This window comes from Rhizobium terrae, assembly GCF_003425685.1.
Lineage (GTDB): Bacteria > Pseudomonadota > Alphaproteobacteria > Rhizobiales > Rhizobiaceae > Neorhizobium > Neorhizobium terrae.
In genome coordinates, this window is the sequence record NZ_QJKM01000031.1 from 1 (window position 1) to 14,188 (window position 14,188).

The window sequence follows — 14,188 nt, forward strand, 5'->3', positions numbered from 1 at the left end:
ACATCAAACAGACCCAGGATCAGTCCGAGAAATGGCCGCCTTCAAATCGGAACGCCGGCCGGAATGAAATCGGAATGACTGGCCGGCTTCAAATCGGAATCGATGGCCGGCTTCATCGGAATACGCAGGATATGGTCTTCGGCCGGAGGATCCGCTTGAATTGAAGGCGGGGAATGCGGCCAATCCGGCCAACATGGAGCCCACGGATTTCGAGTCCTTCAAGAAATTCGTCTCCGATTACACTCTCGAGAAGGTGGCAGCCCTTACGGGGGCGGACCCTGGATTCTTGAAGCAACTAGCCGAACTTTATGCCGATCCATCCCGCAAAGTCATGTCCTTGTGGACAATGGGCTTCAATCAACATGTGCGGGGCGTGTGGGCGAACCACATGCTTTACAACCTCCACCTGTTAACCGGCAAAATTTCCGAGCCGGGCAACGGGCCTTTCTCCCTGACGGGCCAGCCATCAGCCTGCGGTACCGCGCGCGAGGTGGGGACATTTGCCCATCGGTTACCCGCAGACATGACGGTCACCAATCCGGATCACCGCCGCCACGCCGAAGAAATCTGGAAGCTCCCCGAGGGACATCTCCCGGACAAACCGGGATACCATGCGGTTCAGCAAGATCGCATGCTGAAGGACGGTAAGCTCAGCTTTTATTGGGTCCAGGTCAACAACAACGTCCAGGCCGCCCCGAACACCAAGAACGAGACCTACCAGGGATACCGGAACCCGGGCAACTTCATTGTTGTCTCGGACGCCTATCCCACCATCACTGCGATGTCGGCGGACCTCATCCTTCCCGCGGCTATGTGGGTCGAAAAGGAGGGAGCCTATGGCAATGCCGAGCGTCGGACCCACGTCTGGCATCAGCTCGTTCAGGCACCGGGCGATGCCCGCTCCGACCTATGGCAGATGGCCGAGTTTTCCAAGCGGTTCACGACAGAGGAGGTTTGGCCGCCGGACACTCTTCAAAAGCACCCTGAATACAGAGGCAAGACCCTGTTCGACGTGCTGTTCAAGAACGGCCAGGTAGACCGCTTCCCTTTGAGCGAAATCGATCCGGCCTATGCAAACAACGAGGCCAAAGCGTTCGGGTTTTACATCCAAAAGGGACTGTTCGAGGAGTATGCCTCCTTTGGTCGTGGCCACGGGCACGATCTTGCACCTTACGACCGCTACCATCAGGAGAGGGGGCTACGTTGGCCAGTGGTGGATGGCCAGGAGACAAAGTGGCGTTATCGAGAAGGGTACGATCCTTACGTCAAGCCCGGGGAAGGAGTCAGATTTTACGGCCGACCGGACGGGAAAGCAGTCATTCTTGCCGTTCCTTACGAGCCACCCGCCGAGTCTCCCGACAAGGAATATGATTTCTGGCTGGTGACGGGCAGGGTTCTTGAACACTGGCATTCAGGCTCAATGACGATGCGGGTTCCGGAGCTATACAAGGCGTTTCCCGGTGCGCGATGTTTCATGAATGCCGACGACGCCAGAAAACGTGGGTTCAATCAGGGCGCTGAAATCCGAATCGTATCCCGCCGCGGCGAAATCCGGTCGCGCGTCGAAACCCGCGGGCGTAACCGCATGCCGCCGGGCGTGATCTTCGTGCCTTGGTTTGACGCGAGCCAGCTGATCAACAAGGTCACGCTCGACGCCACCGATCCCATCTCCAAACAGACGGATTACAAGAAATGCGCAGTCAAGATACTCCCCGTTGCATAGCTCGTGGTCACTGGACGGTCATCACAGCGGTTGTCGTCGGCGTGTTTTCGGGCACGTTTGCTATCGCGCAGATGGTTCCCGATCTTTCGGGGCCTGCGGATACGATGGGGCAGGTACCAGCAAGGCCGATGCCAAAGTGGAACGTCGATGACGTGCGCAAGATGCGGGCCTACCCGGATCAGCCGCCAGTCATCCCCCATTCCATCGAAGGATATCAGCTGTCCGTCAACACCAACCGCTGCCTGTCGTGTCATAAGCGTGAATTCACCCAAAGCGCTGGAGCGCCGATGATCAGTGTCACTCACTACATGACCCGGGATGCGCAGATGCTCGCCGACGTCTCGCCAAGGCGTTACTTCTGCACGGCGTGCCATGTCCCCCAGGCCGACGTGAAGCCACTTGTAGGCAACACTTTTCGGGACATGAGCCAGATGGGGGTCGAACACATGGGGGGAGACTAGAGATGGGCAAGATTACTCGGTTGGCCGGCTGGATATGGAAGCTGCTCACGACGCCAGCCGCCACTCTTAGCCTCGCATTCCTGACCTTGGGCGGCTTTGTCGGGGGGGTGGTTTTCTGGGGGGCATTCAATACCGCGCTCGAAATCACGAACACCGAAGCCTTCTGCGCCGGGTGTCACGAGATGCGCACAAACGTCTACGAGGAGATGACCCGAACCGTTCACTTCTCGAACCGCTCGGGGGTGCGAGCATCCTGTCCGGACTGCCATGTTCCTCATGAGTGGACGGATAAGATCGCCCGTAAGATGCAGGCTTCGAAAGAGGTCTGGGGAAAAATATTCGGGACAATCAACACTCGTGAAAAGTTTCTCGATCAGCGCCTGCGCCTCGCCCAGCACGAGTGGCACCGCCTGAAGGCCAACGACAGTCTGGAGTGCCGAAACTGTCATTCGTCGGTAGCCATGGACCTATCGAAGCAGACGCAACGCGCGGCCGACATCCATACGCGCTACCTCCTGAGCGGGAAAGCGACATGCATCGACTGTCATAAAGGCATTGCCCACGAGCTTCCCAACATGCAGGGCGTAAAGCCCGGGTGGCAAGTGCCGGATGAGCTAGAAGGCGAGGTTTTGCCGAGCGCATCGGCGGTTGACGAACTGCGGCGTCTTATGGACATCGCTCATAAATAGGGCCATTCCTGCCCGCCGAGCGGGGCCTGGTCATCCACTGATCTTTCCGGTGAATGCGTAACCGACACCCCCGGACGGCCTTGATGAGTTGAGGCTGGCCCGCGTCGGCTTCGATCTTGCGGCGGAGCCGCACGATCTGGGTATCGACAGTCCGGTCAAAAGCCTCAAACTGGCGCCCGCGGGTGGCCGATTGATTTTCGTAGGTTCTTTCTGCAATTTGCGCCTACACCTCTCATCGTGGTTATGCGACAACATAGATTAAAAGCATTTGTGATTATCATTTTTTCGGGCTGTGAGTTCAATCAGGGTCTCAGCCGCGTCGAGCGCCCGGCTAATAAGGGCCAGTCATCACCGACCGAGGAACGCCAGCCTACCTGGAGACCGACCGATGCCGACCAGCCATGACCTCAAAGGTCTTATAAAATTCCTTGCCCGTGACGAGTGGAGCGAATGTTTCGATGAGGTGTTTTACGACCATTTTGGACCGGTGCTCGATACTGCCGACATGGATTTTGAGGACATTGCCGAAATCCTCGGTGAGGTTTGGGCAATGACGCTTTGGGGCTGCGCCTTCGAGGATTTCCTCACCCAAGAATTCGAGGTCGAGGGCGGCAACATTGTCGATGAATATCTCAAACGCCGTGGTTGGAAGGAGAACGCTCAGGCAAAGGCTTATATGAAGGCGCTGCGAACCTCAGTCATGAGCCTTTACGAGGTGAGTGAAATCGTGCCTGGCACATCACTTGTCGCGCGCGACCTTATTCGAGGTGGCGAACCGATCGCCGTCAGCGAAGGCACTGCCACCAAAACCTTAAAACAATGGGACAGGATCGCCGCCCGTATCGTCCCGCTGGCAGGCAAAAATGTCTTTGGCGGTGGGCTTTTACCGTTCACGCCGGAGGCGACCGAGGCGCTGTTTGACGGCCTGCGGAATACCTTCGGTAAGAAGAATGCCAAAAAGCTGCCGGCGATCAATGACGCCGACTTACAATCGGTCGCGTTCATGTTCACCCTGTCCTGGCTTTTCGACACGCTTGAGCGTACCATGGAGATGCCGGCACTCCAGAACAGTGATGGGCATGAACTCGTTTTCCACGACGTCAGGTTTCCGCTGGCGTCCGGGACGACACAAAAAGACGTTACCGCACAGTTAAACACTATTCCGGGCCTGTCGACGGAAAACGGAAAATTCTGGAATTGGCTTGAGCTAGAGCCAAAGCCCACCGCTAACGCGCGCGCCGGCCAAACCTTTGATATTACACTGGACGAAGGCGCGCGGATCTTGGGAAACATCGAATTGAAGGGAAAGTTCTTGCACTTGGCCACCAATTCGGCCGAGCGCGCGCAAGAAGGAACGAACCTGATCCAGCAGCGGCTCGGTAATCTCGTCCGCGCACCGCTTACCGAAATCCGCACAGTCGAACAGATGATCGCCGAGCGGCCGGCCCGCAAAAGGCAAGAGCGCGCATCCGAAATCCCGCCTGAGATTGCCGAGCAGGTCGTTCACCAGTTCTTGGATCGCCAATATCGAGAAACTCTTGACCAGCCTGTCGGCATGCTCGGCAACAAAACCCCTCGACAGGCCGTAAAATCAGCCGCCGGTCGAAAGAAGGTTGTCGAATGGCTGAAATATCTCGAAAACCACTCGTCACGGCATCCCAATCCTGCCGATCCTATGGCAACATACAGCTTCGAATGGATGTGGCGCGAACTCGGTGTGCTTGATCTGCGCCAATAACAGCCGCCGGATTGCTGCTCCAGGAATGGACTGAGGCTTTGAAGCATCGGGACAGAATATTGTATGAAAACGATCTGGCCTGCTCTGCGTGAAGATGGCCGCACAATAGGCGTTCCTTGTCACAGAATAGTTTTCGAAGCAGACATGCCGTCGCATGGCTAAATAGTTCGAGCAATATTTGATCCCAAGCTTCGATGGGGCAGCTGGTCCGTATCAATTGGCTGTCCATGAAGAACAACGATTCGTCGATTACCGGCATTGAGTTTGACACTGTGGAGAGTGCGAGAACAGCCCAGATGATTGCCAGCCAAAGCTTGATCCATTGGAGGATGCGCCTGAACTCATAGCCGACTGCTGCGAGGACGGCGCTGGCGGTGTCGCCGAATGGTTCCGGCGAGATGGTTGACGTCCCGCCGCGAGTTCGCATCTTGCAATTCCAGTTCATGCGGAATAAATGTGGTTACGTAACCACGAATGTTGGGAGGCTTGTCATGACCGTCACCACACTTTCAGGCCGGGAACTCAATCAGGATCTTGGCCGCGCAAAGCGCGCCGCCAAGGAAGGGCCGGTGATCATCACCGACAGGGGGCGACCCGCGCATGTCCTCTTGTCCTTCGATGAGTATAAGCGGCTTACCAGTAAAATGCGGACGCTCGGTGACATGCTTGCCACGCCGGGAACGGAAGACGTCGACCTGCCGCTTCCGCGGCGCACGGAACATGCCCGGCCGGTCGATCTGTCTTGATGCTGTTGCTCGATACCAATGTCGTGTCGGAACTGCGCAAGATTGCGAGCGGCAAGGCACACCCCAATGTCGCGCTCTGGAACGAAACTGTCGATCCGGCCGAGACCTTTATTTCGTCTATAGTCTTGCACGAGCTGGAGATTGGTGTCCGACTGGTGGAGTATAATGATGCAGCCGCTGGAAAAGTGTTGCGCAGTTGGCTGGAAAATACCGTCCTCACGACTTTTTTCGGTCGCATCCTACCTCTCGATGAGGCGGCGGCCCGTCAGGCAGCCCAATGGCATGTACCTGATCCCAAGCCGATCAATGATGCCTACATCGCAGCGACGGCGCTCACTCGTCGCATGACGCTCGTAACGCGCAACATCAAGGACTTCGACGGTATGGGGGTCGCATTGATGAACCCTTGGGAGCATTCCGACAAAGCCTCCAACAACGGCGATTAATCTCTTGAGCTTGAAACTGTCGGCGATGCGGCCGCGGCCGGACGAAAACGGCCTGCCGACGGGCGGCAGCCAAGCGGAGAAAACCCGCGCTCTTCTCCCGCGCCGTAGGGTTTTTTGAAGCCGTGCGGGAACCTGGTATTCAATGGATAAGGAACCTTGTCGCCTCTAGGCCGATCGGCCGAGTTCATGAGCCGCACCATCATGCCCGGAAGGTTATGTCGAAGCGGGGTATCCATCCGAGGTGGCTTTCAGTTATCCACAAATTCCGGCTCAATGGCTGCACCGATCCTGATATCGATTAAGCGCGACAAGTCCAACCACATGACGGTATTCCCCGGTGGCGGGTCGTGGGCGCGATCCGGATAACCGCCGAGCCTGGCAATTTTGGTCAGATAGTCGGACAAAGTGCTCGCGCGGGATGGAGACGGCCCGCCCTTGGGCAGCAGATGGTCGAGCAGCTTCATCTCGATCGGCGTGATCGCGACAGTGGGGTCGGCATCCGGTGTGGCTCGGTTGAGCATCGTCATCCAGAAGGTCCGCCAGGCAGAGTAAATCGGATTCTGGTTATCGAGAATCAGTAGACTGGAAGTAATGAGAAAGAAGAGAATAGAAGCGCTGAATGCACTGGAAAAAGAGCGCCTCCTTGAAATTATTGCCGCGGCAAAATCAGGCGATTGGGAAAGATTTTCTTTTCTTACGGATAAGCCATTTTCAAATGAATCTTCAATGAGAGAGCAATTCGAGGATTCTTCCCAGCTGATCAAAAATCTCAATAAAAATCCAGAATTTGATGTGGAAATCAAAACTCATAAAGATGGAAGTCGCTTAATTTTTGCTAAAATTGCCATGGATAACCCAGATGACAATCCAATTCTTCTAACACTTCACAGTTTCCAAGAGGAATCAAAAAATCTCATTAGTATCTGGACGTTCTATCAAGAAATAAGCTTTAAATAGTCATTCTTCAAATCCAGAAACTCGTTCCATAATGGCCATATGCATGCGATGCTGCGCTCCGGTGAGCTCTTCGACAGGGCGACAGCCACCACCTAACTCTCAAGCTCTGTAACGCCCATGGCGTGAAGAGGCGTCCCTGCCGGGACCGAGGCTGGTCCATTCCGTTAAGACCGTTGCACCGCGAGTTTGCCCGCAGCGTGCGAGACATACATTGGAAGGACTGTCCCGCGAAGCACCACAATGCGGCGACCTATGTCGACCGCGTACACGACCATGCTCCCGGCAAACAGCCATCCGTCGCTAAAAGGCGCTTGCAAATCTCGCTATTAGACGACAGTCTTACACTCGTTTCGAGGCGGTGCGGACGGATCTTGTTGAAATCTGGGTAGGCGACACGGCACTTCGTGTGAGCGCTGCGATCGATCCAGGGCTGTTGGTCGGGATCGTGAAAGCGGTACGCCGAGCATGATTGCTCTCGCCACGTCAACCAATAAAGCTATATTCGCCGTTCTTCACGGTCGACTACCCAAATGTGGCAGGTTTACGCCCGCACCGTCGTAATGCGAAAATTGCAGCCGCCGGTTCCGCTATCCTTGATTGTCATGAACCCTTATGACGATCCCGATACGCTGTACGATTTCCTGAAGAACGTTAAAACCGTCGATGAGTTTTCGCCAAGAAAGAACCCGCTTTCGATGACGCTTTCATGCGCGAAACCGCCCTCGCCATGATAGAGAATGGCCCACCGGAAGAACTTGTGCTGTCGGGCCTCAAAGCCACGGAACGGCCGGAATACGCCGAAAAATTGGCGGAGCGAAAAAATGCGAATTAACCGTATGGCGGGTAGAAGCTGGAATGGATGATGGCAATCTTTGCCAAATTATGGCATACTGCTCAAGTGAGGTGATTGATATGGCAACTATGAATGTTTCCCTACCCGATCCGATGAAGGAATGGGTGGACTCTCAGACAAAAACAGGGCGCTACAGCAACGCAAGCGATTATGTACGCGACCTGATCCGCCGCGATCAGGAGCGTTCGGATAAGCTCGCGGAACTGCAACGCCTTATTACCGAAGGGGTGGAAAGCGGCGTCAGCGACCGCTCGAAAGAAGACATTTTTCAAGCGGCCCGTGAACGGTTCGCTGCCAGTCAGGCATGAAATATCGCACAACCTTCGAAGCAGATCGGGACATCATCGAGATTTACAATCTCGGTGCCGAGCAGTTTCGAATTGCTTGCCGACAATCCGCGCATGGCGCGGGAGCGCCGTGAATTGAAACCGCCAATGCGGCTGCATCCCCATCAGGCGCATGTGATCGCCTACACAATCCGAGAGCATGACATTCTGATTGTTCGCGTTCTGCACGGTCGGCAGGATTGGCAAAGTCTTTTTGCCTAGTCGTCGGCATAGTGAAGCATTCCTAATCATACCGCAATGCGTTTGGTGCTGACGCCAGTACGCATCCCCTTTGGTTTGACGAAGGATTGCCGGAAATTCCGCCAGCCATCGCATGCGCCGTCTACGCCCCATTGATTTTACAGTTTCAGCTATTGGGTAGGCTGCCTGAGGGCCGAATGTGAGCTCACCGGATAGTATCTGACGAGCTCATTGTGAGGCCTTGATGCGGGCGGCATAGGCCCATGGTGTCGCTGTCTTTGGCGAGGTGGCCGTTTGCAAGGCGGGTAAAGAGGTCGCACAGATAGGCATAGGGCTCGACGCCGTTCATTTTACAAGTGCCGATCAGGCTGGCAAACCGGGCCCAATTTCGGCCCCCTTCATCATGCCCCGCAAAGAGGGCATTGCGGCGGTTCATGGCCGGTCGGCGGATCGCGTTTTCCACCAGGTTGGAGTCGATATCGACATGGCGTCGTCCAGGAACAACCGGAAGCCGTCCTGTCGCGTCAGCATATAGGCCAGGGCTTTTCCGAGGTCGGACTTGCGTGGGACACGCTGGGCTTGCGCTGCCAGCCGGGTGAAAAACCGTCCACCAGCGGAAGGGACAGGTCCTGTCGAACTGCCCGGCGATGTTGGGTCTCGCAAAATCGGACAGTTGCTTAAGTGGATTTTCTGCCTGAAAACGGCGAGGATTTTGCTGCGAATCAGGAGTGAAGATGACGAAGAGAATTCACCGGACCCATTCACCGGCATTCCAGGCGAAGGTGGCTTTGGCGGCCGTGAAGGGAGAGAAGACGCTGGCCGAACTGGCGCAGCAGTTTGACGTGATAACGTAAAGAGTCTTTCGCGCTTTCAGATTTGACGGCTTCTTCTAGATTTACGGAAGGAGTGACGGGATGATTGATGAGAGGGATGGGTCGATGGGCAAGTGGTCCGAATTGACGAGGCTCGGATCAGGGACTTATTATGGTATCGGATCATTTCCGTGCAGCGATCAAAACTGACTGCGTGAATTTTACTGCAGGGCCGGGAGGGACGGCTAACGACCATTAGAATGTCGTCTTGCTCAAGCGGTAAGGTGCTCTTGACAGACTACCTTCACAATCGTCTGGAGATCTTTGATACGTTCGAGCACCCAGGCAAGCTCTTCCGAAGTGATTTCGTAGTGGGGCGAATATCTGGCATCGACATAAGCCCGGTCCAGCCGCTCGAAACATCTGCGCGCGAATTTTGTATCGCGCGGCCAGGCGCCAATCAGTCGGGGTTCGATACGCTCGGCCATGGACCGCAACATTTTCAAGCGGTGCGATTTCGGGCTGTAAAGTGTTATGACGAGTAGAAGGCAGTGGTATGCGCGCTCTGTCGCCTGATGGAGCATGAACGAAGCGTCCCTCCATATACCTTCTCCCAGCATCATCTCAGCGCCTCGATAGGCCTCCTGCGAAAGCCGTAGCCAATGATCGTAATGCTGCTGTGCTTCGGCGAATTTTGCCTCTCGGGTGAGAGGTTTCGGTGTCGCAAGCGGATGTCCGGGCTCCTCGAAGAGAACAACCCCATCCTTCGCAATGTCGAAGAAGAACGGCACGCCGCGCGCCAGTTGATCGTTGACGTCCTGGAGGCTGTGAGCGATCACCTTTACCGGTGTTTGCAGCCGGTTCAGAACCGAATATTCGCGGGTGAGCCGGTCATCGATCTTTGACCAGATTTCGTGTTCCTCGGCAAAGGAGTGAATGTTGACGACGGCAAGCAGATCAAAGTCAGATCTATAGCCGCTATCGGAATCCTCGACCCAATCGCCACGCGCAAAGGAACCGAATAGAATCAGCTTTAAGATTTTCCCGGCGCATTTTTTCTCCGACTTGCCCGACTGCCATGTGTCGAACTCTTCAAAGATAATCTGCATGACGAAAGAAAGCTCGCGCTGCTTTCGCTCTGGCAGATGGTCTGGAATACCAGGTGTCATTGGCAATATCTTCTAAAATCGTTGATCCGCGTGAACGCGCAGTCAGAGTGGATACAAGCCGGGACCAGGATATTCTAGCAGCATTTTGCAAAGCTGGCGCGCAGGCTTGTTGTGTGAGCGCATTGGCTGCGTGAGGCGTTCCCGCTCTGTTTATCATCGGCATGGGAAGAAAATCGGGGACCTGAGATCAACGCTCTTGCCGATACCCACGTTCAGCAATATGACGCTGAAGAGGCTGGGGATATTGCAGGAATGGGTGAACGAGATTGGAAGATAGACGCCCTTCGTGGGGCTATAGTCTTCCTGTACTGGACAACAATTGCGCTGGCTTTGTTGAACTATGGGGCAGTTGAGCTTTCCACCGTCGCCCTTTATTCCATTCCTATGGCGCTCGCTCTCATCTTCAGCACCATCAGTCTGGGAGTTCCGGCATCCACGAAAAGTGCATATTGGGGTGTTTTGGCTTTAGTCACGATTAGTATCGTCTGGATGCTGATGCAGACGCTACCACTACCAGGTGGCCTATTGAGCCAGCCAGCGTGGCGTGATCTTCAGGAGTTCGGCATCCAAGGTAGCGCGACGATTTCTTTGACGCCTGCGGACGATTGGCCGAGCGTATTGAGGCTTTTTGCCCCCTTACTCACATTTTTGTTGTCGCTGAGCCTGTTTGACACCGACGAGCGAGCCCTCCGCGCTTTAAAAATACTTGCGCTCTCCGGAGCTGCGATTGCGCTTTTTTCGATCATTCAGTTCACGGTCGCGCCAAAGACACTGCTTTTTGCAGAAAAGCCGGCTTATTTCGACAGTTTGACCGGCTTTTTTGTCAATAGGAACACAGCAGCGACGTACTTCGGGATTGTCGTGATCCTGAATTTCGGGCTCCTGACCTATCTCCTGCAAAGCCTAGACTGGCGCCGATTTTTAAGGACGTTTGAAGAGCGTCGCCAGCTTCCCGATGATCAGCGATCGGCAATGACTTGGGGTCTTATTTATGGGGTATGCGTTCTTCTGCCTCTCGTCGCGCTTATGTTGACAAAGTCTCGCGCAGGAATCGGAACAAGCTTTATCGCTTTTCTGCTGATCACGATCACATCGATTCTGAGGCCTAAAATCCCTCGCGGGACTGAGATCATGAGACGCGAAGCTGCCGTGTCTTACAAGAAGGTGATTATAGCCGTCCTAACCGCAATAGCCGTCAGCGTCTTATTCTTTTCTCTGACGGGGCGGGCTTTGCTGCGGGCGGAAGTGCAGGGGCTCGAAGACGGCCGTTTTTGTGTTTTGCCCGGAATCACCTCAGCTATTGTCGATCATTTTCCTTTCGGAACTGGTCTTGCAAGCTTCCAGGAGGTTTTCCCAGGCTATCGGGATCCGGGATGCGGAATTACCTGGGTTTGGAACCGAGCTCACAATGTATATCTTGAGGGCCTGTTCGGGCTGGGTGCTGCTGGGATCCTTCTGCCGCTCATGGGGCTTTGTTTGCTCCTTATTTTTCTAGTTCGGGGATCGAAAAGGCGCCGGCGGTTGCATGTTATCCCAGAGATCGGATTTGCTTCTCTTCTTCTGGTGCTTCTCCATTCCGCTTTCGATTTTTCCTTGCAGATCTCTGGATTCGCCATCTTTTTGGCCGCGACCTTAGGTCCGATCGTAACGATTTGCCTTGCACCCAGAACAAAAGCTTCCCAGCGCAAGCGTACCCAGTTGAATGTACAGGCGCAGGCGCAACCGGCACGCCTATGAGTCGTGCGACGCTGGGCACCAATTGAGGCGTTGCATAATCTCGTTTTTTCTGCACACGTTCCAGCGTAACACAGCATAGAAAACAGCGTTAATGTTGCTTTAGCATTGGTTAGCTATCGCTCACTAATGTTGTTACTTGGCAACAGTTGAGATTTAGCTGCACTGCAAAAAAACTCAAGCGTCTCGATTGTCTAGATTTTCTTCGGACTCCATGCATATTGGCTGCGGGCATTATACCGAGGGGACTACCTTGAGATTCAAGTCAGCGACGACGCTCCTATTGCTGTCAACGGCAGCGCTTTCCGGCTGTACGGCTCTTCCGAACGCTGGCCCGGACGCGCGCCAGGTCGAAGCGCAAGCAACTGCAAAGGTTACGACGGCAAGCAAGCCACAAGCTGTTGGGATAGACTACGCGCTTGTTGATCTTAACAAGGCCGTCCTCGCTTTTGTTGGTGATAGCACTGCATCATCATTGGCTGGCGGTTTTGGCGGTGGGCGGGGTGGTGCCCCGAGTTTGCCACTCGGTGTGGGCGACGTTGTCCAGGTTTCAGTTTTTGAGTCCCAGTCGGGTGGCCTGTTTATCCCGAATGATGCGGGCAGCCGCCCGGGCAACTATGTTTCGCTGCCGAATCAGACGATTGATCGCGCTGGTACGATTAGCGTTCCTTACGCCGGTCGGGTGCGGGCGGCTGGTCGACCTGTTGAGGATGTTCAGCGCGAAGTTGAAGATCTGCTTGCCAATCGCGCGATCGAGCCGCAGGTGCTTATCACAAAAGTCAGCAGCCGATCGGCGCAGGTTGCTGTTCTCGGCGACGTTCGGTCGCCTTCTAAGATTGAACTCACCGAGGCAGGCGAGCGTATTTTGGACGTGATTTCAGAGGCGGGCGGCCTTAGCTCGCCTGGGGTCGAAACTTATGTCACGCTGCAGCGCCGTGGCCGGTCTGCGACCATTCACTATGACCATCTTGTCGCGACGCCGGCAGAAAATATCTATGTGGCGCCGGGTGATACGATCATGGTTGATCGTGAACGTCGCACCTATCTGGCATTTGGTGCGTCGGGGCTCAATGGTCGCTTTGATTTCGAAGAATCCAATCTCACGCTGGGTGAGGCTCTGGCTAAGGCGGGTGGTCTGCTCGATTCGCGCGCAAATCCGGCGCAGGTCATGCTCTATCGCGTCGTCGACAAGGACTTCCTGGTTAAGCTCGGGGTTGATGTGAAGCGTTTCGCTGGCAAAACCGTGCCGGTTATCTTCCGAGCCAATCTGCGTGATCCTTCGGCATTCTTTGCTGTCCAGAAATTCCCGATGCAGGACAAGGATACCATCTACGTTTCCAACTCGGATTCTGTTGAAACGCTCAAGTTCCTCAATCTCTTGAATGCCGTCACAACAACTGCCGCCGGCGTGCCGTCGGATGCAGTCGCAACCCGTGACGCTATCCGGGAGCTCACGCGTTAAGGAATTCGTGGCTGCGAATTAACCGTTTCGCAACCATGCTCTTGAACAAGTTTTACTTTCATGTAATGGCTAGGCCATCGTATTAATCTGCTGGAGAAGGTCATGTTTACCCGTTCCGTGAAGAAAATTGCAGGCGTTGTTGTAGCTGGTACTGTAATGTCGGGCGCAATTGGCCTTTCTAACGCCAATGCCCAGGCTACTGCGCCTGCTGCTGGTTGTTTCGTCTCGCCGGCTCGAATGGCTGATGCCGAGATCGCAGCGTTCCTTGCGTCTCCAGACGGCCTTCTGACTCAGTTTTCGTCTGGCGGTTTGCCGCTGTCAAATCAGGCTCGTTCTCTTGCTGGATCGAGTGCTGATACGCTTGCACCACTGCTCGCGCTTGCTGGCAGGGGCAATGCTGCCCAGGCAGCTGCGATCGGTGCTGGCCTGGGGCGTGCCGCTCGCGCTTGTGCCGCAATCAATCCCCAATATGCCTCGCAGATTCAGGACGCCGTTGCCGCGAGCGGCAATCAGGCGCTTGAGACGGCATTCCTTGCAGGCGGAAATGATACGCAGACGGCAGCACTGGGTGGTGGCGCCTTGGGCGGCGGAGGCTCGGCGACGACCGGTGGCGGCGCTGCTGCGATCGGCGGTGGTGGTACGCCTGGCGGCGGGACCAATGGCGCTGCTGGTGGTGCCGCATCAACCGGCTCCGGCACGTCTAGCTTTTCGGCTGGCGGCGGTGGATCTTATTATGCTAGCGGCGACGGTGGATCCACGGTCATCCGCGAAGTGAGCAGGACGACCCCGTAAGGCTTGATTTGATCTTCGGCGGCTGATCGACTCACGGCGAGGTGGACTTGCAAATTTATAATCGGAACTTTGGAGGCGG

General features: G+C 55.3%; 14 protein-coding genes and 3 pseudogenes. 13 read left to right on the top strand and 4 right to left on the bottom strand.

Features of this window, described 5'->3' with window-relative positions; translation table 11 throughout:
• Window positions 1-127: 127 nt before the first annotated feature.
• The 3 genes and pseudogenes from napA to DMO26_RS31555 all read left to right on the top strand — a co-directional run.
• Window positions 128-1,723: pseudogene (gene napA / locus DMO26_RS31545) on the top strand (periplasmic nitrate reductase subunit alpha); the annotation flags it as partial.
• Between the two features lie 71 nt (window positions 1,724-1,794).
• Window positions 1,795-2,184 (top strand): nitrate reductase cytochrome c-type subunit, encoded by a 390-nt coding sequence (locus DMO26_RS31550; RefSeq protein ID WP_404947102.1) that lies wholly within the window; start codon window positions 1,795-1,797, stop codon window positions 2,182-2,184.
• 2 nt (window positions 2,185-2,186) lie between these two features.
• Window positions 2,187-2,873, top strand: a complete 687-nt coding sequence (locus DMO26_RS31555; RefSeq protein WP_117196259.1) for a NapC/NirT family cytochrome c — start codon at window positions 2,187-2,189, stop codon at window positions 2,871-2,873.
• Window positions 2,874-2,903: 30 nt separating this feature from the next.
• Here the strand turns inward: DMO26_RS31555 and DMO26_RS31560 are convergent.
• Window positions 2,904-3,057 (bottom strand): annotated as a pseudogene (locus tag DMO26_RS31560) (winged helix-turn-helix domain-containing protein); the annotation flags it as partial.
• Window positions 3,058-3,261: 204 nt separating this feature from the next.
• Between DMO26_RS31560 and DMO26_RS31565 the strand changes: the two are divergent.
• The 3 genes from DMO26_RS31565 (at window position 3,262) to DMO26_RS31575 (ending at window position 5,803) form a co-directional block, all read left to right on the top strand.
• A complete protein-coding gene (locus DMO26_RS31565) occupies window positions 3,262-4,611 on the top strand; it encodes a hypothetical protein (protein WP_117196260.1) in 1,350 nt (449 codons plus the stop codon).
• 491 nt (window positions 4,612-5,102) lie between these two features.
• Window positions 5,103-5,357, top strand: a complete 255-nt coding sequence (locus DMO26_RS31570) for a type II toxin-antitoxin system Phd/YefM family antitoxin (protein ID WP_117196261.1) — start codon at window positions 5,103-5,105, stop codon at window positions 5,355-5,357.
• Window positions 5,357-5,803, top strand: coding sequence for a type II toxin-antitoxin system VapC family toxin (locus tag DMO26_RS31575; RefSeq protein ID WP_117196262.1), 447 nt, complete (start codon window positions 5,357-5,359; stop codon window positions 5,801-5,803). Before DMO26_RS31570 ends, DMO26_RS31575 begins: the two co-directional genes overlap by 1 nt.
• A gap of 248 nt (window positions 5,804-6,051) precedes the next feature.
• On the opposite strand, the gene DMO26_RS31580 is transcribed toward DMO26_RS31575, so the two are convergent.
• The gene (locus DMO26_RS31580) at window positions 6,052-6,330 is read right to left on the bottom strand and encodes a hypothetical protein (RefSeq protein WP_117196263.1); all 279 of its coding nucleotides are present in this window, start codon (window positions 6,328-6,330) and stop codon (window positions 6,052-6,054) included.
• 64 nt (window positions 6,331-6,394) lie between these two features.
• On the opposite strand from DMO26_RS31580, the gene DMO26_RS31585 reads away from it, so the two are divergent.
• From DMO26_RS31585 to DMO26_RS31595, 4 genes are all read left to right on the top strand, one after another.
• Window positions 6,395-6,760 (top strand): hypothetical protein, encoded by a 366-nt coding sequence (locus tag DMO26_RS31585; protein WP_117196264.1) that lies wholly within the window; start codon window positions 6,395-6,397, stop codon window positions 6,758-6,760.
• 706 nt (window positions 6,761-7,466) lie between these two features.
• Window positions 7,467-7,592, top strand: a complete 126-nt coding sequence (locus DMO26_RS34845) for a hypothetical protein (RefSeq protein ID WP_264319381.1) — start codon at window positions 7,467-7,469, stop codon at window positions 7,590-7,592.
• 80 nt (window positions 7,593-7,672) lie between these two features.
• Window positions 7,673-7,921 carry a type II toxin-antitoxin system ParD family antitoxin gene (locus DMO26_RS31590; RefSeq protein WP_117196280.1) on the top strand — a complete coding sequence of 83 codons (249 nt, stop codon included), beginning with the start codon at window positions 7,673-7,675 and terminating at the stop codon, window positions 7,919-7,921.
• Between the two features lie 72 nt (window positions 7,922-7,993).
• Window positions 7,994-8,161, top strand: a complete 168-nt coding sequence (locus DMO26_RS31595; RefSeq protein ID WP_264319382.1) for a type II toxin-antitoxin system RelE/ParE family toxin — start codon at window positions 7,994-7,996, stop codon at window positions 8,159-8,161.
• Between the two features lie 207 nt (window positions 8,162-8,368).
• On the opposite strand, the pseudogene DMO26_RS31600 reads toward DMO26_RS31595, so the two are convergent.
• Together DMO26_RS31600 and DMO26_RS31605 are read right to left on the bottom strand one after the other, a co-directional pair.
• Window positions 8,369-8,793 (bottom strand): annotated as a pseudogene (locus DMO26_RS31600) (IS66 family transposase); the annotation flags it as partial.
• A gap of 431 nt (window positions 8,794-9,224) precedes the next feature.
• Complete coding sequence (locus tag DMO26_RS31605; RefSeq protein WP_117196265.1) at window positions 9,225-10,121, bottom strand: HEPN domain-containing protein; 897 nt, start codon at window positions 10,119-10,121, stop codon at window positions 9,225-9,227.
• A 252-nt stretch (window positions 10,122-10,373) separates the two neighbouring features.
• Here DMO26_RS31605 and DMO26_RS31610 point away from each other — a divergent pair, with 252 nt between their 5' ends.
• The 3 genes from DMO26_RS31610 (at window position 10,374) to DMO26_RS34220 (ending at window position 14,109) form a co-directional block, all read left to right on the top strand.
• Window positions 10,374-11,858, top strand: coding sequence for an O-antigen ligase family protein (locus DMO26_RS31610; protein ID WP_117196266.1), 1,485 nt, complete (start codon window positions 10,374-10,376; stop codon window positions 11,856-11,858).
• A gap of 250 nt (window positions 11,859-12,108) precedes the next feature.
• Window positions 12,109-13,317 carry a polysaccharide biosynthesis/export family protein gene (locus tag DMO26_RS31615; protein ID WP_226951484.1) on the top strand — a complete coding sequence of 403 codons (1,209 nt, stop codon included), beginning with the start codon at window positions 12,109-12,111 and terminating at the stop codon, window positions 13,315-13,317.
• Window positions 13,318-13,419: 102 nt separating this feature from the next.
• Window positions 13,420-14,109, top strand: coding sequence for a hypothetical protein (locus DMO26_RS34220; protein WP_205421293.1), 690 nt, complete (start codon window positions 13,420-13,422; stop codon window positions 14,107-14,109).
• Window positions 14,110-14,188: the final 79 nt, after the last annotated feature.

Bases quoted from the DNA above. Each gene is read 5' to 3' on its own strand.
- DMO26_RS31550 (WP_404947102.1), top strand. From the start codon at position 1,795: ATGGTTCCCGATCTTTCGGGGCCTGCGGATACGATGGGGCAGGTACCA.
- DMO26_RS31555 (WP_117196259.1), top strand. From the start codon at position 2,187: ATGGGCAAGATTACTCGGTTGGCCGGCTGGATATGGAAGCTGCTCACG.
- DMO26_RS31565 (WP_117196260.1), top strand. From the start codon at position 3,262: ATGCCGACCAGCCATGACCTCAAAGGTCTTATAAAATTCCTTGCCCGT.
- DMO26_RS31570 (WP_117196261.1), top strand. From the start codon at position 5,103: ATGACCGTCACCACACTTTCAGGCCGGGAACTCAATCAGGATCTTGGC.
- DMO26_RS31575 (WP_117196262.1), top strand. From the start codon at position 5,357: ATGCTGTTGCTCGATACCAATGTCGTGTCGGAACTGCGCAAGATTGCG.
- DMO26_RS31580 (WP_117196263.1), bottom strand. From the start codon at position 6,330: ATGACGATGCTCAACCGAGCCACACCGGATGCCGACCCCACTGTCGCG.
- DMO26_RS31585 (WP_117196264.1), top strand. From the start codon at position 6,395: ATGAGAAAGAAGAGAATAGAAGCGCTGAATGCACTGGAAAAAGAGCGC.
- DMO26_RS34845 (WP_264319381.1), top strand. From the start codon at position 7,467: ATGCGCGAAACCGCCCTCGCCATGATAGAGAATGGCCCACCGGAAGAA.
- DMO26_RS31590 (WP_117196280.1), top strand. From the start codon at position 7,673: ATGGCAACTATGAATGTTTCCCTACCCGATCCGATGAAGGAATGGGTG.
- DMO26_RS31605 (WP_117196265.1), bottom strand. From the start codon at position 10,121: ATGACACCTGGTATTCCAGACCATCTGCCAGAGCGAAAGCAGCGCGAG.
- DMO26_RS31610 (WP_117196266.1), top strand. From the start codon at position 10,374: ATGGGTGAACGAGATTGGAAGATAGACGCCCTTCGTGGGGCTATAGTC.
- DMO26_RS34220 (WP_205421293.1), top strand. From the start codon at position 13,420: ATGTTTACCCGTTCCGTGAAGAAAATTGCAGGCGTTGTTGTAGCTGGT.